Genomic DNA, 24,990 nt, shown 5'->3' with positions numbered 1-24,990 from the left:
TCCTTATTTTAAAATTTCTGCAACACGTAATTTTGCACTGCGCGCTCTGTTATTTTCATCCAAATCTGTATCCGTTGCCGTAATTGGTTTGCGATTTACTCTCTTGAGTTTAGGTGTGTAAGCTTCAGGAATAATTGGTAACCCTCTAGGCACATCAGGACCCTTTTCATACTCTTGAAACATCTGTTTGCATAATCTGTCTTCTAAAGAGTGGAAAGTGATTACTGAAATTCTGCCTCCAACTTTTACAAGCTCGATTGCCTGCTCAATTGAATCTTCGAATGCAGATAATTCGTCATTAACAGCAATACGTATAGCTTGAAATACACGCTTTGCAGGATGACCACCTTTTCTTCGAGCTTTAGCAGGAATGCCTTCTTTAATGATGTCAACTAGCTCTAATGTAGTTTCGATAGGCTGATGTTCACGATGTGCTTCGATTCGTCTCGCTATTTGTTTAGAAAATTTTTCTTCACCATAGCGATAAAAAATCTTCACTAGTGCTTCATATGGCCATTGATTGACTACTTCGTATGCGCTAAGTTGCTGCGTTTGATCCATTCTCATATCAAGTTTAGCATCATGATGATAACTAAATCCTCGCTCTGGAACATCCAACTGTGGACTAGAAACGCCTAAGTCATAATAAATTCCATCTACCTTTTCAATGTTTAAGTTTTTTAAAATGTCAGTTAATTCTCTAAAGTTACTATGTACGAACGTGACTTTATGTAGATGATCTTTCAATACTTCTTTAGCATTATCTAATGCTGTAGTGTCTTGATCAATCGCAATTAATCTACCGTCATCGTTTAATTGATTTAATAAATAGAGTGCATGACCCGCGCCACCAAGCGTACAGTCTACGTAAATACCATCTTCTTTGATGTCTAAATAATCAATTGTTTCGTTAAGCATGACGCTAATATGATGAAACACGACTTATTCCTCCATTAAAAATCAAAATCTATTAAATCTTCAGCAATATCTTCGAAACTCTCTTCAGATTCATCATAAAAATCATTCCAAGTTTCTCTATCCCAAATTTCAATTCGATTTGAAACACCTATTACTGTACATTCTTTAGTTAAACTAGCGTACTTCCTCAAATTTTGAGGAATGTTAATACGCCCTTGCTTATCCAATTCTACTTCGATGGCACCTGAGAAGAACATACGCATAAACTTACGTGCGTCTTTCTTTGTCATAGGTAAGGTTTTCATTTTTTCTTCTATTTGTTGCCACTCTTCAAGTGTGTAACCGAACAAACATTTATCAAGGCCTCGCGTGATAATAAAACGTTCGTTTAAGTCATATCTAAACTTAGATGGAATTATCATACGTCCTTTAGCATCAAGTTGATGTTCGTATTCTCCCATGAACATTATTATCACCTCACCTTATTTATAATTTACCACATATCCCCACTATCCTCCACTAATTCTGTAAAATATCTTAAAATTCTTTTTTTTATACAAAAAAAAACCTATTTTATCATTTCGATAAAATAGGTCTAAAGCTTGATTTATTAAGGTTTAATAATGATTTGATCAAATGTGTATTCAAGTGGTGGGAAAGTGGAGGGACTAAACACATCAATCCCAAAATCATTCATAATTTGTAGTGGATTCCAGATTCTTTCTTGTAATCCGTGGTGAGGATGTAATACTAAATCCAATTCTCTAAATTGTCTCATACTAATATCATTCTCACGTTCAATATTTAACAAATAGCGTTTCAATAAATAATCAAATTGTTTATTATGAATTTCTTCATTTTTAGTTACTAAATTGAAATTATCTTGATTTTCCTTAACTTCATTTATTAATTGTTGATACACATTTTCATGTTTTGCTTTCAATTCTTCTACTTGTTGTATAAACGTATCAGAAGCTTTTTCACGTACAAATTCATTTTTGTCATCATCGATACCATTTTGAATAACTTTTTCAACATTTAGGCTGTATTGTTTAAGTAGTTTTTGTGTTCTTTCCATCATATATGTCATCTTCATACGTGGAAGAACGATCGGCATTTCTACATTAAGTAATTTGAATACATTATTTAGTTCTGCCCAATATTTAATTTCACTTGGACCACCTATGAATGCTACTGTATTAAATAACCATTCTTCCATGACTGGTCTCGTAACGACGTTGTTTGAGAAACGCTCCGGTTCTGTCTCTATTAATTCAATTAATTCCTCTTCAGAGTAAGTAATATCAGATTTACTTAATTTAAAAAGATTATCTTCTTTTGATATTAATTGACGCATACCATCCTCATGAAGGAACAAATGTACATTAGTATCTGTCTGTATCATTTGTGTTAATCCTGATGCAATGGTTTGCTCTTGTGTTTGTCTGAATACTTGATTAATTTTAGAATGATTAGTTACTATTTGTTTGAGTAATGGTTTTTCAAGTTGTCTAAGCTTATCGTTCTGTGCATCGATGAGTAGCACACCGTGTTCTTTAAAGACCGCATGCAATAAAGCCTTAAATATATCAGTCCAAGTATCAAACTCATTAATTATATCCACGCATAATTTATATAAAGGTTTAGAATGATTAGTTTCTTTTAATTCTTCGAAGAAAAGATTTAATGCATTAAGCATAGCTTCCTTATCAGGAGTATATCTTGAAACATTTGTTTCTGGAGGCGTCATTGTATGGTACTTCACTTTCTTTAATTGCGCCTCTTTTGCATTATAAACATACGTATGATTCACTTCATCAAAATCATGATCCTCTCCAGCAATCCAAAACACAGGAACAACCGTTTCACCATATTCTTTAGTTAGTTGACTACTTAACGTTACTATCGAAAGAATTTTATGGAAAGTGTATAAAGGTCCCCCAAACAATCCTGCTTGTTGACCTCCAATAACTACTTTAGCTCCTTGTTCAAGCGCCTCAATATGCTCTAGCTGAGAAGTAGTTAATTTCAAATCGGCCATATAGTCTTTAATGATTTGTGCTAATTGTTTTTCTCTACCATTATTAGGACGTTTCATCCTAGTCGTGAAACTAGCTGTCTCAACTGGGTTATATTGATAAAATTCTAATAAACTTTTATCACTTTCTTTTAATTTTGAAATAAATGAATCTTTTTCTTTAAAATGAGTTACTCGACAGTCCATATCTATACTCCTTCAACATAGCTATTACTCATATAGTATAAAGATTATAGCATTGTATGACAATTTAACGGCTTAAAAATTTGTAATTTTTGAAGTGAAATTTACCCTTTCGTCCTGAAAATACAATTGAATGAAATTTACATATTATTTAAGTTATAATATAACAAAAGAAATAAGGGGGATAACGCAAATGAGTGAAGTAAAACATCTTGAAATTAATTATAAAACAGACGAATTGTTTGAAGCTTTTAGAGAATTTGGTAACAAAGATTTATACATGGTTGAAGAACTACAAGGCCAAATGATCGATGCCAGTTCTGAATCACCATTCTATGGCATCTTTCACGGTGAAAACCTTGTTGCCCGAATGGCTTTACTAAAAAAGGGTGACGTTGAAGAAATTTACTTCCCAGAATTCGATGATTATTTACTACTTTGGAAACTAGAAGTTTTAGATAACTATAAAAATAAAGGGTACGGTCAGTCACTTATTGATTATGCAAAATCTTATAATATGCCTATCAAAGCCATTGCACGTCAAAATTCTAAAGAATTTTTTATGAATCAAGATTTTGAGGACGTACACGCTAAAAATCCTGAAGGTCATGATGTACTCGTATGGGCTCCTAAATAATTAAATAGAATATGGAAAAGCTATGGAGTGATAAAAGTTCTATCAGAATCTTTACCACTCCAACTTTTTGCATAAAATGTTTTTACTCATTTTCAATTAAATCAACTAATTCACTCAATGATTTAATTTCGTAATCTGGATTTATATCAGAATTATTCTTTTTATTTCTTACATTAAACCAGCATGTAGCTATTCCCGCATTTTTTCCGCCTAATACATCTGAAGTTAATGAATCACCTACAATAATGGTAGATTTTCGTTTGTCCTTACCAATTTTTTCAAACACATAATCAAAAAACTCAATCATTGGCTTTTGATAACCCGTTTCCTCTGATATAAATACACCATCAAATGTGTCTTTAAATTGTAATTGAGCAATACGTCTTTTTTGAGTATCTGTAACACCATTAGTAACAATATAAAGCTCATTGTTTTGAGCTAATCGATCTATCGTTTCTAGAGTGGAATCAAAATGCTTAATGGGTGCTTTAGCTAATTCATCCCTAAAAGTAACATCTGCTTGTTTACCATCCACTTCAATACCATAATAATTAAAATATTCAATGAATCTGTGTGAAAGAACTTCTTCTTTAGTTAGTTTATTCTTTTGAAAAGCCTCCCAATGTGCCTGATTAATTTGTTTAAAAAATTGAAAGTCTTCTGCTGTTGGGTAATGATGATAATGTTTGGCCATATTGTGAAAAGCTTTATCTTCAGCATCATAAAAATCAACTAATGTATCATCGAAGTCTAATAATATTGTATTATATTTCATATTTTCATCCTTAACGTTTATTTTCTAAAATCTATTTTAACAGAAATATATTTATAAATTAAAAAAGACCAGAGCGCTTGCCCTGGTCCATGATAATTAAAATTTCAAATTAGAAGCCGAAAATTTTACCTAAAGCACTGATTCCATTTTCTACGATACCTACGATGCTTGTACCCATTTTACCCCAGTCTTTATCTTGTCCTGCTTGTACTGCTGCTGCAATTGCTTCTGCTAATTTTTGCATATTTATCTCTCCATTTCTCTATATTTTTTTATGATTTAAACTAAGTTTTAAATTAAACGTTAAATTAGAAACCAAAGATTTTACTTAATTCAGTTACACCGTTTGAAACGATATCTAAGATACTTGTACCTAATTTAGTCCAGTCTTGGTTTTGACCTGCTTCGATTGCACTTTTTACTGCGTTTGCGATTTTTTCCATGATCATTATCTCCTTTGTATTGTTTATTTATATTAATAAAATGTTATCAGTCGAACTTAGAATCCGAATAATTTACCTAGAATGCCAACACCGTTTTCTACGATACCTACAATGCTTGTACCTAATTTAGCCCAGTCTTGGTTTTGGCCTGCTTGAACTGCATCTGAAATTGCTTGTACTAATTTTGACATTTAAATCGCTCCATTCATTTAATTTTATATATTTAAATTGTTTGCCTTTTAGTTTTAGAAACCGAAGATTTTACTTAATTCTGTAACACCGTTTGAAACGATATCTAAGATGCTTGTACCTAATTTAGTCCAGTCTTGGTTTTGACCTGCTTCGATTGCACTTTTTACTGCGTTTGCGATTTTTTCCATGATTACTATCTCCTTTATAATGTTTATTTATATTTTCAATAAATGTTATATGTGGAAACTTAGAATCCGAATAATTTACCTAAAATGCCAACACCGTTTTCTACGATACCTACAATGCTTGTACCTAATTTAGCCCAATCTTGGTTTTGACCTGCTTGAACTGCATCTGAAATTGCTTGTACTAATTTTGACATTTAAATCGCTCCATTTCTTTTTATTTAAAGTATTTAAATCTTAATGTATGAAATTCAATAGATACATTAAGCTATTTCTTAAAAACCAAAAACGATTAATTGGTAAGTTTTTGTTTACCTATCGTTTTGTTACTTATACTATATAGTGATTTATGCTATTTGCGTTCTATCTTTCTTAACTTATAAATTAGACATCAAAACTGTAGGCCTTTGATTATATAAAACACACTTAGGCATTCATATATGTTGTGCAAAATCTGACAATTCTGCAAACGTTTACAAGACCTTTACATTGGCTTTATATTTCTTTAAAATTCACCTTGTTTTATAAACGCTTTAACCTACTAGTAGATCCATTGCAAGTCTAGGATTCTCAATACAACCATTTATTTAAACAGACAAGTGAATATATTCTAGTCCTTTTCAACCATTTAATTAATCGTAATGTTAATCATTGCAACTTTATTAATTTCTGTTTTTCACTATTTATCATGATACTTTTATTTAGTAATTGGATTGAGTATATGAATAGTAGATGAGAATTATTTCAACACTTAGGATCTCTTTATTACTTTATTCATTCATAGATGTTCATAGTTTGTTCATAGTTTCTTATAATGCCTCCTATTGGTTCTATACATTTGATTACTTCTGAGTCCATATGGCTTGGAGATATTAATTCAATTGCTCGACTTTATGTGTTATTGCACTTGCACATAGTCGATATGAGTTACAAATACACATAATTAGTGAAAAATATAAACTTTTTTTATATTAAAGCTATTGCTAAATAAGGTTTCTTTAGCTATAATAATTCTTGTGTTAAAAATTCATGTCCTGGTAGCTCAGCTGGATAGAGCAATGGCCTTCTAAGCCATCGGTCGGGGGTTCGAATCCCTCCCAGGACGTCATTAACTAAAAATTACATATATTTTTAGGTTGAGAACGCTGTTATGACGGCGTTCTTTTTATTTTGTCTTGTAATTAGATACCGTAGAAACTAAGCTAAACTGCACCAAAATAGAAAAACCCGCCATGTTATGACGAGTTTCTAAGATAATATTATTATGCTGTTAGTTTAAAAATTTTTGACACATATTTGACACGTGATCAACAACTTTTTACCTAAAAAATTTAGTTTTTAAATGTAAGTATTAAATTAATTATTGAAATGACCAATGTGACTATTGCAAGATAAAACGTTAAAGACGTTAGTTTTTCACTTCTCAATTTAAAAACTCCTTTCAATATTAATATTCTATTAACCAATATTATATGTATCGGAATAATCACTTAGGTGTTAATTAAATGCTTAAGTGTCTATATATCAAACTTCAAATTCAATCGTTTCTATAATATGATTATCTCGATTTCTATAGTTTAGAATAGCACTACCATTTACTTCATCAATAACGAGTTCGGCAAACGTTTCTTCAATACTACTACGAGATTGTGATATACTGCCTGGATTTATGACATGTACACCATCTAAATGCTCATATTTTGCAACATGAGTATGACCATAAAATGCAAATTGACATCCCTGAGATTTAGCTTTTTGTGCTAAATTCATACGAGTTTGATTTACTGAATACAAATGTCCATGAGTATATAAAGCCTTTATACCTTTAATTTCCACTTCTTCTTCATTAGGAAATTCAGGATAAAAGTCACAATTCCCTTTTACTCTTCTATATAGACTGAGTTCAGTATCATTATATTCAAATTCTGAATCCCCTAAATGTAATAAAACATCAGCATCCTTATGCGCTTCATATAAGTGATATAAAATACCAGATTCTGTATGATTGTCACTGACGATAAGCCACTTTGTCATTACTTTCCACTCTCCAAATAAGCATTCAATTTCTTAATTGCATTACCTCTATGACTGATTTCACTCTTTTCAGTTGCAGTAAGTTGAGCCATAGTTTTACCTTTTTCAGGCACATAGAAAATAGGATCATAACCAAAACCATGCTCACCATGTCTTTCAGTAGCAATCACTCCAGAAACAGTACCTTTGAAAGTTTGAGTAGTTTCATTAGGTGCACTCATACTAATGACGCAAACAAATTGTGCATCTCGATTTTCGATACCATCTAAATTTTTTAATAATTTATCAATATTAGCATCATCACTCTTATCTAATCCTGCATATCTAGCTGAATAAACGCCAGGTTCGCCATTTAGAGCTAATACCTCTAATCCACTATCATCTGCTATCACACGTTTATTCAATACTTTTGCAGCTTCTTCAGACTTTAATCGCGCATTCTCTTCAAAAGTTGTTCCCGTTTCCTCTACATCAAAGTCTTTTATTAGTTCTGATATACCTATCACATTGTCATTGGGAAAAATTGATTTAAAATCATTAATTTTACCTTTATTATTTGTAGCAATTACGATGTCTGCCATTCATATTCCTCCTTGATTATTTATCTACACTGATGCGTTCAACTTCAACATCTAATTTTAACCATTGTAAAATGATATTTTTAATATGTACTGTATCTCCAGTAGCAAAGAATCTATGCTCTGGATGTTGTGTATAGCTCGCATGTTCATTACTAAAAGTTAATAAAGCACTAACTTCACGTGCTGTTTCTAATCCAGAGGAAATAACTTTTTTCTCTCCTCCAAAATAATCATTTATAGGCTTATATAACAATGGATAGTGTGTGCAACCTAAAATTATCGTATCTGCATCTGTATTTCTCCACTGCTTTAACGTTTGATGAATGACAATACTTGTAATTGTAGGATCATCGTAGCGCATTTGTTCAACTAGTGGAACAAACCCTGGGCAAGCTACACCATAAACATGGACGTTTGGATTAATGCGCTTAATATGATGTCTATACGCCTCAGATTTAATAGTTCCTTCAGTCCCTAAAATTAAAACATTTTGATTTTTAGTAGTCATAATAGCTGTTCTTGACCCTGGCTCAATAACTCCAATAACTGGAATAGGCAACATTTGTTGCAAATGTTCTAATGCTACAGCGGTAGCTGTATTACAAGCTATTACAAGCATTTTAATATCAAATTGCATTAATTTATTAGCAAGTTGAGTAGTAAATTGTTTAACTTCATCACCAGGTCTTGGACCATAAGGACATCTTGCAATATCCCCTAGATAGTAAATTGTTTCGTTGGGTAATTGACGCATGATTTCTTTAGCAACTGTCAACCCGCCAACACCTGAATCTATAACACCAATTGGTTTGTTCATCTTCATTCATCCTTATAACACATAATACATTTATTTTATCATATACATGCTAAGAGTTTGACTAATCCGATTAAGCATTCATATACATAACTTGAAATGCTTTATAAAGAAAAAAGTAGTTAATCAATTCAATTAAGAATCATTAACTACTTTTAAATTATAATTAAATGTATATATTAATCTACTTTGTGGTCTGAACCGAAGAATGATTTAAACATATGGAATGTTGTTTCTCTGTTCATAGCTGCGATAGAAGTTGTCAAAGGAATACCTTTCGGACAAGCATTTACACAGTTTTGAGAATTACCACATTCTTGCAAACCGCCAGCACTCATTAAAGCGTCTAATCGTTCGTCTTTAGTCATTGCACCAGTTGGATGTAAGTCGAATAAACGAACTTGAGAAATTGCCTGAGCACCAACGAATTTATTATTTTGCGTTACATTAGGACAAACTTCTAAACAAACACCACACGTCATACATTTAGATAACTCATAAGCTGTTTGACGTTTTTTCTCAGGCATACGTGGTCCTGGTCCTAAATCATACGTACCATCAATCGGAATCCAAGCTTTCATACGTTTTAAGTTATCAAACATTCTAGTACGATCCACTTGTAAGTCACGAATAACAGGGAAAGTACTCATTGGTTCAAGACGAATAGGTTGTTCTAATTGATCAACAATTGCTGAGCATGATTGTCTAGCACGTCCATTGATGACCATTGAACAAGCACCACAAACTTCTTCTAAACAGTTCATATCCCATGTAACAGGTGTTGTTTTTTCACCTTTGTTATTTACTGGATTACGTCTGATTTCCATTAAACATGCGATTACGTTCATATTTTCTTTATAAGGAATTTCAAACGTTTCTTCATACGGTTTAGAATCTTGATTATCTTGTCGTTTGATAATCAACTTAATTGATTTTTGTTTTGGCTCTTTTTGCTCTTTTTCATTTGTATTGCTATCATTTTGGCGAAGTTCTTCGGGAGTGTCTTTTACTGATTGATTGTCAGCCATTATTTTTTACCTCCTTTAGACTTACTTGTATAGTCACGTTTACGTGGTGGAATTAAACTTACATCAACTGGTTCATAAGTAAATTTAGGCGCTTCTTCTCTACCTTGATATTCAGCTAATGTTGTTTTTAACCATTCATCATCATTACGGTCAGGGAATTCTGGTTTGTAATGTGCCCCACGAGATTCGTTACGATTGTAAGCCCCAATTGTAATTACACGTGCTAAAACTAACATGTTCCACAATTGACGAGTGAAGAATACAGCTTGGTTACTCCAAGTTTGTGTATCTTCCATATCAATATTTTCATAACGTTTCATTAATTCGACGATTTTTTTATCTGTTTCTAATAATTTATCGTTTTCACGAACAACTGTTACGTTCGCTGTCATAATTTCACCAAGTTCACGGTGAAGTTTATATGCATTTTCAGTTCCACGCATATTTAATAATTTATCAAAACGTTCTTGCTCTTCATCGACACGTTTTTGATAAATGCTGTCATCTAATTCAGTATATGTTGTTTCTACATTCTCAACATATTTTATTGCATTAGGGCCAGCTACAGTACCACCGTAGATTGCAGATAATAATGAGTTGGCACCTAAACGGTTACCACCATGTTGAGAGAAATCACATTCCCCAGCTGCGAACAATCCTTTAATATTAGTCATTTGATCATAGTCTACGTATAAGCCACCCATTGAATAGTGAACGGCCGGGAAGATTTTCATTGGTACTTTACGTGGGTCATCACCCGTAAATTTCTCATAAATTTCAATAATACCACCAAGTTTAACATCTAATTCATGTGGATCTTTATGAGATAAATCAAGGTAAACCATGTTTTCCCCGTTTATACCTAATTTCTGATTGATACATACATCAAAGATTTCACGCGTTGCAATATCACGAGGTACTAAGTTACCATAATCAGGATATTTCTCTTCTAAGAAGTACCAAGGTTTACCGTCTTTGTATGTCCAAATACGACCACCTTCACCACGTGCTGATTCACTCATTAGGCGTAATTTATCATCACCAGGAATAGCTGTTGGATGAATTTGAATAAATTCACCATTTGCATATTTAGCACCTTGTTGGTATGCAATTGATGCCGCTGAACCTGTATTAATCATTGAGTTTGTTGTTTTACCGAAGATGATACCAGGTCCACCAGTTGCCATAATAACGGCATCTGAACCAAAAGATTTAATTTCAGAAGTTGTCATATTTTGAGCTACGATGCCTCTTGCAGCATTGTCCTCATCTTTAACAATTCCTAGGAATTCCCAACCCTCATACTTAGTTACTAATCCATCTACTTCAAATGAACGTACTTGTTCATCAAGCGCGTACAATAATTGTTGACCAGTAGTTGCACCTGCAAAAGCAGTTCTGTGATAAAGCGTACCACCGAAACGTCTAAAGTCTAATAGACCTTCTTTTGTTCTACTAAACATAACGCCCATACGGTCCAATAAATGAATGATTGATGGAGCAGCTTCAGCCATAGCTTTAACAGGTGGTTGGTTTGCTAAGAAGTCCCCACCATAAACTGTATCATCAAAGTGAATCCAAGGAGAATCCCCTTCACCTTTGGTATTTACCGCACCGTTAATACCACCTTGGGCACAAACAGAGTGCGAACGTTTAACAGGTACGATTGAGAATAAATCTACATGCGCACCTTGTTCTGCAGCTTTAATTGTTGACATCAGACCGGCAAGTCCTCCACCGACAACAATAATTTTTTTCTCTGCCATAGAAAAGTCACTCCCCTAAAATATATCGATAGCTTAACGTAATTGCTTAAGCTCATTTAATAAGTACTTGATATAAATACTTATCTAAAATTCAACGTACTATATATGATTACAAATTGTGTTTTATACAAATGCGAAAATTGCAGATACTCCAATGTATCCTAGAACTAAGAATACGATTAAAGAAATCCAAGTGAATACACGTTGTGATTGTTTAGATTGTAAGAATCCCCATGTTACAAAGAATGACCATAAACCATTTGAGAAATGGAAAATAACACATAAAACACAAACGATATATACGATAACCCAAATTGGATTTTCAAGTGTTTTGTGCATCAATTCAAAATCAACTGCTTTACCAAAGAAGTATTTTTGAATTGTAGTTTGCCATAAATGCATGAAGATAAATACGAATGTCACAATACCTGAAAATCTTTGTAATGCAAACATCCAGTTTCTAAATAAAGAATAATGACCGATATTTTCTTTAGCTGTAAATGCAATGTGAATACCATACAAACCGTGATATAAAATTGGAATATAAATTAATAAAAATTCAACTGCTAATAAAAATGGAATTGATTCCATAAAGCCAGCTGCCTTATTAAAAGCCTCTGCCCCTTGTGTTGCTTGATGGTTCACAATTAAATGAACAACTAAAAATGCACCAATTGGAATAATACCTAGTAACGAGTGAACACGTCTAAGGTAGAATTCATTTTTAGACTTTGCCAAAAGGAGTCCCCCCTGTAAAACTATTGATTTAAATAGTTTATTTATAAGAAAGTCTTTTCAATCAAGAAACATCACAATGATTTACTATTTTATTTAGTACTTGTCCATTGTTAAATTATTGTGACAATAATCAATAAATATCGGTTCTATTAAGAACTATGTAAACAAGTAGGACTTAAAAAAGTAAATAAATCATATTTGTTTTAATGAGAAATGCTAGTATTACATTAATCATTAATAAAAACACTTTAATGATAATGTTTCTCAATTAGAAAACGCTTCCATACTTCCTTAAAAAAATAAACTTTTTGTTAACTGTATTGTAACATTTTTTATATGTTTTTGGGCTATGAGAATAATTCTCATAGCCCTTTTTTTAATTAATCATTTGATAATGCTTGTTGTAAGTTTAGTGCAACCTTCTCAGGAAGACCCGCTTTCTTCAAATCCGCTACACTTGCTTCCTTCATTTTCTTAATCGAGCCAAATGTTCTTAATAAACTTGTCTTACGTTTACTTCCAATTCCATCAACAGTGTCCAATACTGATTGTAATCCTGTTTTTTGACGTGTTTGACGATGGAATGTAATTGCGAAACGGTGTACTTCATCTTGAATCCGATGTAATAAATAGAATGCTTGACTATTCTTCTTCAATGGTACAACTTCTGCATTTGGTCCATAAAGTAACTCAGACGTTTGGTGTTTATCATTTTTTCTTAATCCAGCGACCGGAATATCCAGTCCTAGTTCATTCTCAAGAACATCTAATACACCTGACATATGTCCTTTCCCACCATCAACTATAATCAAATCAGGTAATGGTAAGCCTTCATTTAGAACACGTGTGTATCTACGACGAACAACTTCTCTCATTGACTTGTAGTCATCAGGTCCATCAACTGTTTTAATTTTATATTTTCTATAACCTTTTTTATCTGCTTTTCCATCAACAAAGGTTACCATAGCAGACACAGGGTCTACACCTTGTATGTTTGAGTTATCAAATGCTTCAATACGAATAGGTGTTTGTATACCCATTCGTTCACCGAGCTCCTCTATTGCCTTTATTGTACGTGATTCATCTCTAGCAATTAGCTCGAATTTATTTTCAAGAGCGACTTCAGCATTATGGTTTGCTAAATCTACCATCTCTTTTTTTGCGCCACGAGCTGGCTGTACAATTTTAGTATCTACTACAGATTGAATCATATCTTTATCTAAATTTTTAGGAACATGTACTTCTTTGGGTAATATATGCTGATTTAAACTATAGAATTGACCTATAAATGTATAAAATTCTTCTTCTTCAGATTGCTGTTGTAAAGGAATCATTGTAGCATCTCTTTGTATCAAATTACCTTGACGAATAAAGAAGACTTGAATGCACATCCACCCTTTAGAGACACTATAACCAAACACATCTCGAATCGTATTATCAGATGACATAATTTTTTGTTTTTTAGTTAAATTATGAATATGTTGTATTAAATCACGATATTCTTTTGCACGTTCAAAATCTAATTTTTCGCTAGCATCCATCATACGATCTTCTAAATTTTTAAGTATAGTTTTATCTTCACCATTTAAAAAATCACTTATTTCACGAGTCATTTGTGCATAAACTTGTTGATCAACATCATATACACATGGTCCCATACATTGTCCAATGTGATAATAAAGACACAATTTATCAGGCATTTTATCACATTTTCTAAAAGGATAAATACGGTCTAATAACTTTTTTGTCTCTTGAGCTGAATAAGCATTAGGGTATGGTCCAAAATATTTTCCAGTACCTTTTTTAACTGTACGCGTAACAATTAACTTTGGATGCTTTTCTTTAGTAATTTTTATAAATGGATAACTTTTATCATCTTTTAATAGAATATTGTAGCGAGGCTGATACTGTTTAATTAAATTTAATTCTAAAAGCAAGGATTCAGTTTCACTTGAAGTTACTATAAATTCAAAATTTCGGATTTCTCCTACCAACCGAGTAGTTTTTGCATCATGTGCACCTGTGAAGTATGAACGTAATCTATTTCTTAATCGCTTGGCTTTGCCGACATAAATCACTTGATCATTACGATCTTTCATTAAGTAACAACCCGGTTCAAATGGAACTACACTTAATTTATTTTTAATTTTCTCTTTGTAGTCTGACAACATTTATCCTCCTTCCCATAAAATTAACTACACATAAAAAAGACGGAGCTATTACATTCTATGTAATGCCCCAGTCTCATATACGTTCAAATTATTCTTAAAGATGTTTATCTAATACTTCAGCTAAGTTTTCTTTAGGTTGGAAACCTACTACTTTATCAACTGGTTCACCGTCTTTAAATACGATTAAAGTTGGGATACTCATTACTTCAAATTTAGCTGCTGTTGATGGGTTTTCATCAACATCTAATTTTAAAATATCAGCTTTTCCATCATAATCTCCAGCTAATTCTTCTAAAACTGGTGCGATCATTTTACAAGGTCCACACCAAGTTGCCCAGAAATCAACTAATTTAACGCCTGATTGAATATTTTCATCAAAGTTTGAATCCGTTACTTTTACGATTGCCATAAATGCCAATCCTCCTTAAATTTTGAATGATGAGCAAATTATAACAGACTTTAGTAGTACGTGCATTGCAGTTGCTCACTTATTAACTATCTGTCAATAATTGTCGAATCTCACTCATATCATTTTATTTTCACTGGCTTAATTGTACGTTATTTTCTAAAAAAATCAACAACACTGCTTACACTTAAATATACCTTATTTAAGTTCAGCTACTGTCACACCAAAACCACCTTCACTTGGCATACCACCACGATATGATTTAACACTTTTATGTTTTTTCAAGTGATTCTGTACGGCTTTTTGAAGTGCACCGGTACCTTTCCCATGAATAATATAAACTTGCTCATAATTACTCAAGACAGCTTGGTCAATATATTGATCTAATTCACCAACCGCTTCCTCATAACGATAACCACGTAAATCTAATTCAGTTTTAATTGTTTGACGATTTTGTCGAGTTACCATCTTAGTTGGCTTCTCTTTTTTCTTTTTAGTTTTTTCAAGGTCCTCAATAGGTAATTTCATTTTAATAATACCCATTTGAACAACTGCTTCTTCTTCATTTACAAGTTCTAATACTTCGCCCTTTTGACCATATGATAATACTTTGACCTCGTCACCTTCATGTATTTCATCATATTTTTGTTTTTGCACATCTTGTTTTATTGATCTCTCTTCATATTGATCATCTAATTGTTTCTTTTTATCAATAAGTTCGTGTTCTTTGACATCTGCACCTTTTTGATCACGTAATGTTCTTAACTCTTTTAAGATTGAATCCGCTTCTTTAGTAGCAGATTTAACACGTTGATTTGCTTTTTCTTTAGCTTCATCCATCAATCTTTTCTCATAATTTTTATACTGCTCGTATTGTTGCTCTAGATCGTCATGAGTTATTTTGGCTTCTTTTAAAAGTCTATCTAATTCTATTCGTTGTTCATCAACACGTTTTGAATTCTTTTCAAGAGATTCAATCATTGAATTAATTTCTTGTTCATCAGTCCCAATCATGGTCTTAGCTTTATTAATAATACCTAAGCTAAGTCCTAATTTGCGGGAGATATCAAATGCATTTGAACGACCAGGTACACCCATCAACAATTTATACGTGGGACTTAACGTATTAACATCAAATTCAACACTAGCGTTCATGACACCTTCACGATTATAACTATATGCTTTTAATTCTGGATAATGTGTTGTAGCCATTACTAATGAACCTATTTCACGAACGTGATCTAAGATACTCATCGCCAACGCTGCACCTTCACTTGGATCAGTACCTGCACCTAATTCATCAAATAAAACTAAACTATTTTTATCCGTCTCTTGCAAAATTTCCACAATATTCTTCATATGTGAAGAAAAAGTGGATAGTGATTGTTCAATTGATTGCTCATCACCTATATCACAATAAACATTTTCAAAGACACTTAATTTACTACCATCTAATGTCGGAATTAGTAAACCTGATTGTGCCATAATAATAATTAATCCAAGTGTCTTTAATGTAACTGTTTTACCACCCGTATTTGGACCTGTAATTATGACAGTTTCAATATCATCAACAAATTCAATTGTATTAGCTACAACCGTATCTTTATTTAATAGTGGGTGATATGCATTAGGTAAATAAATGGTTCTATCTTTGTAAAATGTAGGTTTCGTTCCTTTAATTGAGCGTGCATATCGTGCTTTAGCTGTTAAAAAGTCAATTTGTCCCATGACTGATTCAGCAATTAAGCAACCATCTGCTTCGGCAGCAACCATACCTGTTAATTCTGTTAAAATACGCTCACGTTCTACAGCTTCATCATTTCGTAAACGACTGATTTGATTATTCATTTCTACAATCGATGATGGTTCGATATAAAGCGTTTGCCCAGAGGCAGATTGATCGTGAACAATCCCTTTGAAATCTTGGCGATATTCAGCTTTAACCGGTATAACATTACGATCATTACGTACCGTTATAATAGCATCAGATAATTTCTTCTGATTGGATTGGCTTTTAACGATACGGTCTAAATTTTGTCGTATGCGTTGGTTTGTACTTGAAATTTTACTTCGTATACCTTGCAATTCATAACTTGCGCTATCATATAAATCGTGTGTATCACATTTTTCATTTATCTCTTGGAAAAGATCCGATAAAATTGGTAATTGGTTCATTTTATCATTCAAAATTGGATACTTAACAACTTGTTCATCTTCTTCTAATAATTGATTATAAAATGTCTTAAATTGATTTTGAACTTGAATTAAACGTTTAACTAAATTTAGCTCTGTAACATTTAATACGCCACCTATATTTGCACGATGAATCAATGGTGAAATTTTGGCTAAACCACTTAAACTTGGCAAACGATGTTTATTATAAATTTGTGAAATTTCATCTGTCTCATTCATTTGAAATTCTACTGTTTCAAAGTCAGTGGCTGGAGACATCTTAGACACTTTTTCACGCCCTAAGTCACTTATTGTTTCCGAAGCTACAAATGACTTAATTTTATCAAATTCTAAGACGTCTAATGTTTTTTGTCTCATACAATCCCTCTATTTCTTCAACTTTTTATTATTTCCAACAAAATCCTTAAATGCTTGACGAGACATTGTGTTAATTACTCGATCTTTATTTACAAACCCTTTTTGAGCAGTGGCTACACCATATTTCATAAAGTCTAAATGATCAATATGATGAGCATCTGTATTAATTGTTAATTTTACATTAGGATATTTTTTAACTGTTTCAGCATTTAAGTCTAATCGCTTAGGATTTGCGTTAATTTCCATTATTGTATTTGTTTCTTCTGCTAACTTCATTAATCGATCGATATTCGGTTTGTACCCTTCTCTTCGACCGATAATACGTCCTGTTGGATGAGCGATGTGTCGTACATATGGATTTCGACATGCATTTTCCAAACGTTTCATAATCTCTTCTTCTGATTGATTAAAGCTTTGGTGAATCGCAGCTATAACATAGTCAAGTTGTGATAACACATCATCATCATAATCTAACGAGCCATCAGGAAGAATATCCATCTCTGTGCCTGAATAGATATCTATTTCTGCATATTCTTCATTTAGCTTCTTAATTTCTTCATTTTGACGTAATAAACGTTCAACTTGTAACCCATTTGCGACTTTAAGGCTTTGTGAATGGTCAGTAATCACCATGAATTGATAGCCTTTTTTTATATTTGCTTCAATCATATCTCTAATAGAAAAAGCACCATCACTATATGTGGTATGCATATGAATATCTCCGTTAATATCATCCAAAGTAATAATATCACTTAAATCTTTATCAAATTCGCTACCGTCTTCACGTAAAGCGGGTGCAATCCATTCACTACCGAAATGTTGATAAATCTCTTCCTCACTCTGTAACTGTAGTAAAGAGCCATCTTGCTGTTCAATTCCATATTCACTTATTTTTTCATTTTGCGCTTTAGCCATTTGTCTTATACGAATGTTATGATCTTTAGAACCTGTAAAATGTTGTAATGTGTGATAGAACGCAACTGGCTCAATAAGGCGAAAATCTACGCCAATAGTCTCATCATCGTACGTCAACTCTAATGAAACTTTCGTTTGGCCAACAGCAACATCTTTCACTTTATTAGGTATATTTAAAAGTTGTTGTTGTACTTCGTCTGGATGCTCCGTACTAATAATATAATCCAAATCTTTACTCATTTCTTTATAACGACGGAAGCTTCCTGCTTCTGAGTATCTCTCAATACTATCAATTGTTTCTAAATAATCGATTATGACACGATTTAAACCTCTCATAGTGTCTATTGGATAGCTATCTTTTTTTGCTCCTAAAGCTTTAACTGCTTCAAGTATATTTTGTTCAGTTTTTTTAGCAAAACCACTTAGTTCGCTTACTTTTCCACTTTCACAAGCCAATTGTAAACTTTCTTTATCTGTAATATTAAGTTCTTTATATAATTTAGCTATTTTTTTACTACCTAATCCTTGAATCTTCATTAATTGAATCAAGCCTTCTGGAACAAGTTGTTGTAATTCTTTTAAATAACTTGATTCACCTGTTTTACGATATTCATCAATGACTTCCCCTACACCTTTACCAATACCTTTTAATTCAGTAACATCCTCAATTTCATCAAGTGGTCTTTCATCAATTTCTAAGCTTTGAGCTGCTTTTCTATACGCTGATACTTTAAACGTATTTTCCCCATTTAATTCCATATATATAGCAATTTTTTCTAATAATTGAATTACATCTTTTTTTGTCATTCCAATCACTCCATAAAAAGAAGACCAGGACATTTAACAAAGTAGCCTTGTCCTGACCTTATATCAGTTTTGTTTTATAAATTTAAAATATAAGACGAGAAAAATGGTGTATGAAACAAGATAAGTTTGCCTATGTACGCATGTTGTAAATTGTGTTGTAACCACTCAATTGGATACAATGCTAGCACATAGATTGATAACTGTATTGCAACGACTGCCATCACTACACTTATTAAACTACCAAATAGTCTACTGATTTGGTTAATCATTCGATACGTAACTATATTATCAAAAGTAATTATTATAAGATATAAAATCAACTTACAAAGTGAGGCAATTAGTAAAAATGCAATAATTGTATCAAAGCGTTGCTGCAAATCATTAAAATGAAAAGCATACTTCATATCATATGCAATTGTCTTTGGAAAAGGTATAAATACAATTAACTGCGAACTAATTCGCTGATAAAATTGATGTGCTATAACTAATGAGACTATCGTTGAAAATAAATGTAAACTATTCAACCATACCCCTCTTCTATACCCTATAATAAGACCATACACAATTATAATAGCTATCGTAAAATCAATAATCATCTATTCTTCTCGTTGTTTTAATTGTTGAATTTCTTGTAATAGTTTACGGTTTTCTTCTTCTAATTTGACCTTTTCATGCATAATATTAACCGCTGTTAGGATTGATTTTCTTGTAGTATCTAATCCTGTTGATTTACGTCCCATTTCTTTTAACTTTTCATCAACTAAATGTGCTACGTAACGAATATGCTCGGGGCTGTCTTCACCAATGATAGTATAATTCTGATCGTTAATCGTGACATTGATTCGATTTCTAAATTCTCCCATAGCAATAACTCCTGACATTATTTATTCTTTAAGCCTATCAATGGTTACATGTAAATAACCACCTCATCTTGTACTTCAATTTAGTATGCACTTTACGCAATTTATGTAGTAGAATATCACAACTTATTATACATTAGGATATGTTGTTTGGTAAGTAGCTAACGCGTAATCATTTTAATTAATGTAAATTTGAACTATATAACTGTTCTGATGAATGTCCTTAATATGTTATGCTTATCTATGTTTTATTATATTTTTAAAAGTGAGGATCAACTAGCTTATGGCAAACGTCGTTCATAAATTATCAGAATCTGAAATCCAACATCTCTTACAACAAATTACATTTGAAACATCTCAATTACCTCCAGGAATGAAAGCGAGAACTAAATACAAACAATCTGTGATAAATATTTATAATTCAGGCAAAGTCATGTTTCAAGGAAAAAATGCGGAAGCTGTTGCCCAACAATTACTTCCAGATCATACCACTACTTCCAAGCATTCATCATCTTCTAACCAATCTTCAGGTGAAACATTAGCTTATAATCATTATAATTGTATAGGAAGTGATGAAGCAGGAAGTGGTGACTACTTCGGCCCTCTAACTGTTTGTGCTGCTTATGTTTCTAAGGAGAATGTTAAAATTTTAAAAACACTTGGTGTGGATGATTCAAAAAAATTAAATGATCAAAAAATAATCGATCTTGCTGAACAATTGATTACATTTATTCCTCATTCACTTTTAACGCTTGATAATCCAAAATATAACGATAGGCAGGCTATTGGTTGGTCCCAAGTTAAAATGAAAGCTGTATTACATAATGAAGCTATCAAAAACGTCACCCAAAAAATTAATTGCAATGAGTTAAATTATATCGTAATTGATCAATTTGCAGTACGTGGTGTTTATCAACGCTATGCTTTAAGTTCACTACCTTACCCAGAAAAAACTAAATTTGAAACGAAAGGTGAATCTAAATCATTAGCAATCGCAGCTGCTAGTATTATTTCAAGATACGCCTTTGTTAAACATATGGATCATATATCACATAAAATGAAACAAGATATCCCTAAAGGTGCTAGTAATAAAGTAGATTTGATAGCTGCTCAAATTATTGATAAACATGGAATAGAAACGTTAGATATGATCTCAAAAAAACATTTTAAAAATCGAGAAAAAGCCCAAAATTTAGTGACTAAAAAATATAAATAAATTTATAAAGAGACGAATTCCATTAATACAGAATTCGTCTCTTTCATTTCATTATCTAATTGTAGCACCTTGAGCTTGTAATGCTTCCAAAATCTTATCATGAATTTTAGATACGCGTTCATCAGTTAAAGTGTCTTCTGTGTCTAAATAATTTAGTCGGATTGCTACTGATTTTTTGCCTTTTTCTAAATGTTCACCTTCATAAACATCAAATACTAATGTACTTTGTAAGATGTCTTCACCATTATTATGAATAATTTGTTTCAATTCAGAAGAAGGTACATCATGATTAACTTCTAATGCAATATCTCTTGTCACACCAGGGAATTTAGGAATTTGTTCATAATTAATATATCCAACCGCTACTTGCATCATTGCATCATAATTTAATTCAAACACATACGTGCGTTTTAAATCATTATCTGCTGCAACTTGTGGGTGTAATTCACCAATGAAACCAATGTCTTGTCCTTCTAAAGATACAATCGCTGTACGTCCTGGATGTAAACCTTCAATTTTTCCAGCTTTATAACTAAATTCTAAATTTAATTTTTCCGCAACTCGGTCTACAACTCCTTTAGCGATAAAGAAGTCAATTTCTTCCTTTTTACCTTGCCAAGCATTAACAGCATATTCTCCAGTTAAAATACCACTTAAATATTCAACTTCATCTGGAAGTTCGCCTTCACCATTGCCAAAGAATACACGACCAACTTCATATAATCTAACATCTTTATTTTTACGAGCTACATTATATGCAGTTGCTTCAATTAAATGCGGTAATAAGCTCTGACGTAAAGTAGCATGTGCTTCACTCATAGGCATTAATAAACTGATTGTTGGACGTTCTTGAAGTGCGAAGTCCTTAGCATGATCTTTAGAAACTAATGAATATGTGATTGCTTGGTTCAATCCAGCACCTTCAAGCGTTTCTTTAACGGTACGTGTTTTATGTTGACGATCCGTTAATTCTCCACTTGTTACTTTGCCAAATACTGGTAATGATGAAGGGATTTCATCGTAACCATAAATACGTGCGACTTCTTCAATTAAGTCTTCTTTAATAGTAATATCTTTACGACGTGAAGGCACATTGACCGTTAATGTTTCGCCTTTTAATGTTGTTTCGAAACCTAATTGTTTAAAGATAGCTTGAATTTCGTCATTAGACAAATTAAAACCAATTGTTTTGTTTACCTTTTCAGCTGTAATATCGATTGGTGTCACAAATGATCCTAAATCTCCTGAAGATACTCTATCTTTTAGTACTTCACCAGAAGCTAATTCTTGTAATAAGTAACATGCTCTGTCAACCGCTTCGTCAACAAATTCTGTTGCGATACCTTTTTCAAAACGACTAGAGGCTTCACTACGTAAGTTTAAACGACGTGAAGTGTGACGAATTGATACTGGGTCGAATATTGCACCTTCTATTACCACGTTAGTAGTTTGTTCAGTTACTTCTGAAAAGTCGCCACCCATTACGCCTGCCAATGCAATAGGTTCTTGACCATTAGAAATAACGATATCAGTGTCTACTAGCTTGCGCTCATTATTGTCTAATGTAGTCATTGTCTCTTCATCTTTCGCTTGTCGTACAACAATTTCTTTAGAGCCGATATGATCTTGATCAAACATGTGTAACGGTTGACCATATTCTAATAAAACATAGTTTGAAATATCTACAACATTATTAATAGGTCGTATGCCTGCTTTTATTAAACGTGCTTGCATCCAAATTGGAGATGGTTCTATGCTTACGTTTTTAACAACACGCGCACTATAATAAGGGACTTTTTCAGGATTATTGATTGTTACTGATAATTCATTTCTTGCAGATTCTGAAATTTCATTACTCTTAGTAGTTGGTTTCGTCATTTCAGTTTGATACAACGCAGCTACTTCATACGCAGTCCCAACCATACTTAATGCGTCCGCGCGATTCGGTGTTAAATCAAATTCCATCACTTGATCATTTAAATATAATGCTGTTAATGCATCCGTTCCTGGCTCAACTTCTGTCGGAAAGACAAAAATACCATTTTCATATGCTTTAGGTACCACATTACTTGAAATACCAATTTCTTGTAATGAACAAATCATACCTTCTGAACGCTCACCACGTAATTTAGCACGTTTAATTTTAATGCCTCCTGGTAAGCGACCACCAACTTTCGCGACAATGACGTGTTGACCAGCATCTACATTTGGTGCACCGCAAACGATTTGAACAGGTGCTTCCTCACCAATGTCTACTTGGCAAATATTTAATTTATCTGCATCAGGATGCTTTTCTTTTGATTGAATATAGCCGACCACTAGATTTTTAATATCTTTTGTATAATCAATCATGTCATCTACTTCAATACCTGTACGGGTAATACGTTCTGCTAAATCTTCAACCTTAACCCCTGCATCTACGTAATCTTTTAACCATTCATTAGAAATCAACATTATGCTTCACCTCTATCTTCAACAGCTTTAAATTGTTCAAGGAATCGAACATCATTTGTATAGAAATGACGAATATCTTCAATACCATATTTCAACATCACGATACGGTCAGGACCCATACCAAATGCGAAACCAGAATACTCATTGGAATCGAATCCGGCCATTTCAAGTACATTCGGGTGCACCATACCCGCACCTAAAATTTCAATCCATCCTGTATGTTTACATACGTTACAGCCTTTACCTTTACATTTGAAACATGATACGTCCACTTCTACAGAAGGTTCAGTGAATGGGAAGTAACTAGGACGTAATCGAATTTCACGGTCTGCACCGAATAATTTTTTCGCCACTAATTCTAATGTTCCTTTTAAATCACTCATTTTAATGTTTTTATCAACAACAAGTCCTTCAATTTGTGTGAACTGATGACTATGTGTCGCATCATCTGAATCACGGCGATAAACTTTACCAGGACAAATAATTTTAACTGGTCCTTGTCCATTGCGTTTTTCCATTGTGCGTGCTTGTACTGGAGATGTGTGTGTACGCATTAAGATTTCATCAGTAATATAAAAACTATCTTGCATATCACGTGCCGGATGGGATTTAGGTAAATTTAAAGCTTCAAAGTTATAATAATCTTGTTCTACTTCATAGCCATCAACAATTTCGTAACCTAGACCTAAGAATAAATCTTCAATTTCTTCAACTGTTCGTGTTAAAGGATGTTTAGAACCTATACTAATTTGTCGACTTGGCAATGTTACATCGATAGTTTCTTCTGCTAATTGTTGATTTAGTTTTTCGTTTTTTAACAATTCTTGCTTCTTATCTAATTCTTTTTGAATTGTTTGACGTAGTTCATTTACTTTTTGACCATATGCTGGCTTTTCTTCATTAGGTAAATCTTTCATATTTTTCATTAATCCACTTACTGAGCCTTTTTTACCTAAGTATTTAACTTTAACATCTTGTAATTCGCGTTCATTTTGAGCTTCATTAATATCAACAAGTGCTTGTTGTTTTAATTCTGCCATTGAATCGTTTTGAGTCATTGACTTACACCTCTCACATTATATTCACTATTTATTGTTAACATTTCTTCATAAAAAAAGACTTCCATCCCAAAACTGGGACGAAAGTCTTTCCGTGGTACCACCCAAATTTATGCATATGCATACACTTGTATACGTTGGTAACGAAGACGTACTCCGACTTAAATTTCTTTAAGTAACCAAAAAGATGAAAGAAACTAATATATGTTGGAGTAAATTGC

At 32.6% G+C, this 24,990-nt stretch carries 25 protein-coding genes and 1 tRNA gene; 3 read left to right on the top strand and 23 right to left on the bottom strand.

Annotated features, from left to right (window positions below):
* Nucleotides 1–3: 3 nt before the first annotated feature.
* The 3 genes from rsmH to bshC all read right to left on the bottom strand — a co-directional run bounded on the left by rsmH (nt 4) and on the right by bshC (nt 3,142).
* Nucleotides 4–939, bottom strand: a complete 936-nt coding sequence (gene rsmH / locus F1592_RS04785; RefSeq protein ID WP_033080059.1) for a 16S rRNA (cytosine(1402)-N(4))-methyltransferase RsmH — start codon at nt 937–939, stop codon at nt 4–6.
* Between the two features lie 14 nt (nt 940–953).
* The gene (mraZ, locus tag F1592_RS04780; RefSeq protein WP_011276022.1) at nt 954–1,385 is read right to left on the bottom strand and encodes a division/cell wall cluster transcriptional repressor MraZ; all 432 of its coding nucleotides are present in this window, start codon (nt 1,383–1,385) and stop codon (nt 954–956) included.
* A 143-nt stretch (nt 1,386–1,528) separates the two neighbouring features.
* Nucleotides 1,529–3,142: a bacillithiol biosynthesis cysteine-adding enzyme BshC gene (bshC, locus tag F1592_RS04775; protein WP_149809531.1), complete on the bottom strand. Its 1,614-nt coding sequence runs from the start codon at nt 3,140–3,142 to the stop codon at nt 1,529–1,531.
* 190 nt (nt 3,143–3,332) lie between these two features.
* On the opposite strand from bshC, the gene F1592_RS04770 reads away from it, so the two are divergent.
* The gene (locus tag F1592_RS04770) at nt 3,333–3,776 is read left to right on the top strand and encodes an N-acetyltransferase (RefSeq protein WP_053017044.1); all 444 of its coding nucleotides are present in this window, start codon (nt 3,333–3,335) and stop codon (nt 3,774–3,776) included.
* 82 nt (nt 3,777–3,858) lie between these two features.
* Here F1592_RS04770 and F1592_RS04765 read toward each other — a convergent pair whose 3' ends face one another.
* From F1592_RS04765 to F1592_RS04740, 6 genes are all read right to left on the bottom strand, one after another.
* Nucleotides 3,859–4,551 (bottom strand): YjjG family noncanonical pyrimidine nucleotidase, encoded by a 693-nt coding sequence (locus tag F1592_RS04765; RefSeq protein ID WP_037536260.1) that lies wholly within the window; start codon nt 4,549–4,551, stop codon nt 3,859–3,861.
* A gap of 109 nt (nt 4,552–4,660) precedes the next feature.
* Nucleotides 4,661–4,795, bottom strand: a complete 135-nt coding sequence (locus F1592_RS04760) for a phenol-soluble modulin PSM-beta-1 (protein WP_037536258.1) — start codon at nt 4,793–4,795, stop codon at nt 4,661–4,663.
* Nucleotides 4,796–4,859: 64 nt separating this feature from the next.
* Entirely contained in the window at nt 4,860–4,994 is a 135-nt protein-coding gene (locus F1592_RS04755) for a phenol-soluble modulin PSM-beta-2 (protein WP_011276027.1), read from the bottom strand.
* Nucleotides 4,995–5,050: 56 nt separating this feature from the next.
* Nucleotides 5,051–5,185, bottom strand: coding sequence for a phenol-soluble modulin PSM-beta-3 (locus tag F1592_RS04750; RefSeq protein ID WP_011276028.1), 135 nt, complete (start codon nt 5,183–5,185; stop codon nt 5,051–5,053).
* A gap of 54 nt (nt 5,186–5,239) precedes the next feature.
* Nucleotides 5,240–5,374, bottom strand: coding sequence for a phenol-soluble modulin PSM-beta-2 (locus F1592_RS04745; protein ID WP_011276027.1), 135 nt, complete (start codon nt 5,372–5,374; stop codon nt 5,240–5,242).
* A 59-nt stretch (nt 5,375–5,433) separates the two neighbouring features.
* Nucleotides 5,434–5,568, bottom strand: coding sequence for a phenol-soluble modulin PSM-beta-3 (locus F1592_RS04740; RefSeq protein WP_011276028.1), 135 nt, complete (start codon nt 5,566–5,568; stop codon nt 5,434–5,436).
* An 834-nt stretch (nt 5,569–6,402) separates the two neighbouring features.
* On the opposite strand from F1592_RS04740, the gene F1592_RS04735 reads away from it, so the two are divergent.
* Nucleotides 6,403–6,476 (top strand) — tRNA-Arg (locus F1592_RS04735).
* A gap of 419 nt (nt 6,477–6,895) precedes the next feature.
* Here the strand turns inward: F1592_RS04735 and F1592_RS04730 are convergent.
* The 12 genes from F1592_RS04730 to zapA form a co-directional block, all read right to left on the bottom strand.
* On the bottom strand, nt 6,896–7,405 hold the full coding sequence (locus F1592_RS04730) for a YfcE family phosphodiesterase (protein ID WP_053016989.1): 510 nt from the start codon (nt 7,403–7,405) through the stop codon (nt 6,896–6,898).
* The gene (locus tag F1592_RS04725; protein WP_149809530.1) at nt 7,405–7,986 is read right to left on the bottom strand and encodes an XTP/dITP diphosphatase; all 582 of its coding nucleotides are present in this window, start codon (nt 7,984–7,986) and stop codon (nt 7,405–7,407) included. Before F1592_RS04725 ends, F1592_RS04730 begins: the two co-directional genes overlap by 1 nt.
* 16 nt (nt 7,987–8,002) lie before the next feature.
* Nucleotides 8,003–8,803: a glutamate racemase gene (gene racE, locus F1592_RS04720; protein WP_053041069.1), complete on the bottom strand. Its 801-nt coding sequence runs from the start codon at nt 8,801–8,803 to the stop codon at nt 8,003–8,005.
* A gap of 176 nt (nt 8,804–8,979) precedes the next feature.
* Entirely contained in the window at nt 8,980–9,828 is an 849-nt protein-coding gene (gene sdhB, locus F1592_RS04715; protein WP_016930705.1) for a succinate dehydrogenase iron-sulfur subunit, read from the bottom strand.
* A complete protein-coding gene (sdhA, locus tag F1592_RS04710) occupies nt 9,828–11,594 on the bottom strand; it encodes a succinate dehydrogenase flavoprotein subunit (RefSeq protein ID WP_053016987.1) in 1,767 nt (588 codons plus the stop codon). Before sdhA ends, sdhB begins: the two co-directional genes overlap by 1 nt.
* A gap of 123 nt (nt 11,595–11,717) precedes the next feature.
* Nucleotides 11,718–12,332 carry a succinate dehydrogenase cytochrome b558 subunit gene (locus F1592_RS04705; protein WP_011276091.1) on the bottom strand — a complete coding sequence of 205 codons (615 nt, stop codon included), beginning with the start codon at nt 12,330–12,332 and terminating at the stop codon, nt 11,718–11,720.
* 380 nt (nt 12,333–12,712) lie between these two features.
* Nucleotides 12,713–14,500 (bottom strand): excinuclease ABC subunit UvrC, encoded by a 1,788-nt coding sequence (gene uvrC, locus F1592_RS04700; protein WP_053017113.1) that lies wholly within the window; start codon nt 14,498–14,500, stop codon nt 12,713–12,715.
* 97 nt (nt 14,501–14,597) lie between these two features.
* Complete coding sequence (gene trxA, locus F1592_RS04695) at nt 14,598–14,912, bottom strand: thioredoxin (RefSeq protein WP_011276093.1); 315 nt, start codon at nt 14,910–14,912, stop codon at nt 14,598–14,600.
* A gap of 195 nt (nt 14,913–15,107) precedes the next feature.
* Nucleotides 15,108–17,459 carry an endonuclease MutS2 gene (locus F1592_RS04690; RefSeq protein ID WP_053016986.1) on the bottom strand — a complete coding sequence of 784 codons (2,352 nt, stop codon included), beginning with the start codon at nt 17,457–17,459 and terminating at the stop codon, nt 15,108–15,110.
* 9 nt (nt 17,460–17,468) lie between these two features.
* Nucleotides 17,469–19,181 carry a DNA polymerase/3'-5' exonuclease PolX gene (gene polX / locus F1592_RS04685; protein ID WP_053016985.1) on the bottom strand — a complete coding sequence of 571 codons (1,713 nt, stop codon included), beginning with the start codon at nt 19,179–19,181 and terminating at the stop codon, nt 17,469–17,471.
* A gap of 74 nt (nt 19,182–19,255) precedes the next feature.
* Complete coding sequence (locus tag F1592_RS04680; protein ID WP_037536231.1) at nt 19,256–19,777, bottom strand: CvpA family protein; 522 nt, start codon at nt 19,775–19,777, stop codon at nt 19,256–19,258.
* Nucleotides 19,778–20,044, bottom strand: a complete 267-nt coding sequence (zapA, locus tag F1592_RS04675) for a cell division protein ZapA (RefSeq protein WP_011276097.1) — start codon at nt 20,042–20,044, stop codon at nt 19,778–19,780.
* A gap of 280 nt (nt 20,045–20,324) precedes the next feature.
* Between zapA and rnhC the strand changes: the two genes are divergently transcribed.
* A complete protein-coding gene (rnhC, locus tag F1592_RS04670) occupies nt 20,325–21,257 on the top strand; it encodes a ribonuclease HIII (protein WP_037536229.1) in 933 nt (310 codons plus the stop codon).
* 51 nt (nt 21,258–21,308) lie between these two features.
* Here rnhC and pheT read toward each other — a convergent pair whose 3' ends face one another.
* Nucleotides 21,309–23,711, bottom strand: a complete 2,403-nt coding sequence (pheT, locus tag F1592_RS04665) for a phenylalanine--tRNA ligase subunit beta (protein WP_149809529.1) — start codon at nt 23,709–23,711, stop codon at nt 21,309–21,311.
* Entirely contained in the window at nt 23,711–24,769 is a 1,059-nt protein-coding gene (pheS, locus tag F1592_RS04660; RefSeq protein WP_149809528.1) for a phenylalanine--tRNA ligase subunit alpha, read from the bottom strand. Before pheS ends, pheT begins: the two co-directional genes overlap by 1 nt.
* Between the last annotated feature and the right edge of the window lie 221 nt (nt 24,770–24,990).

Origin of the sequence: Staphylococcus sp. GDX7P312P (assembly GCF_008385775.1) — a bacterium.
Lineage (GTDB): Bacteria > Bacillota > Bacilli > Staphylococcales > Staphylococcaceae > Staphylococcus > Staphylococcus haemolyticus.
This window is presented reverse-complemented; position numbering and strand designations above follow the sequence as displayed.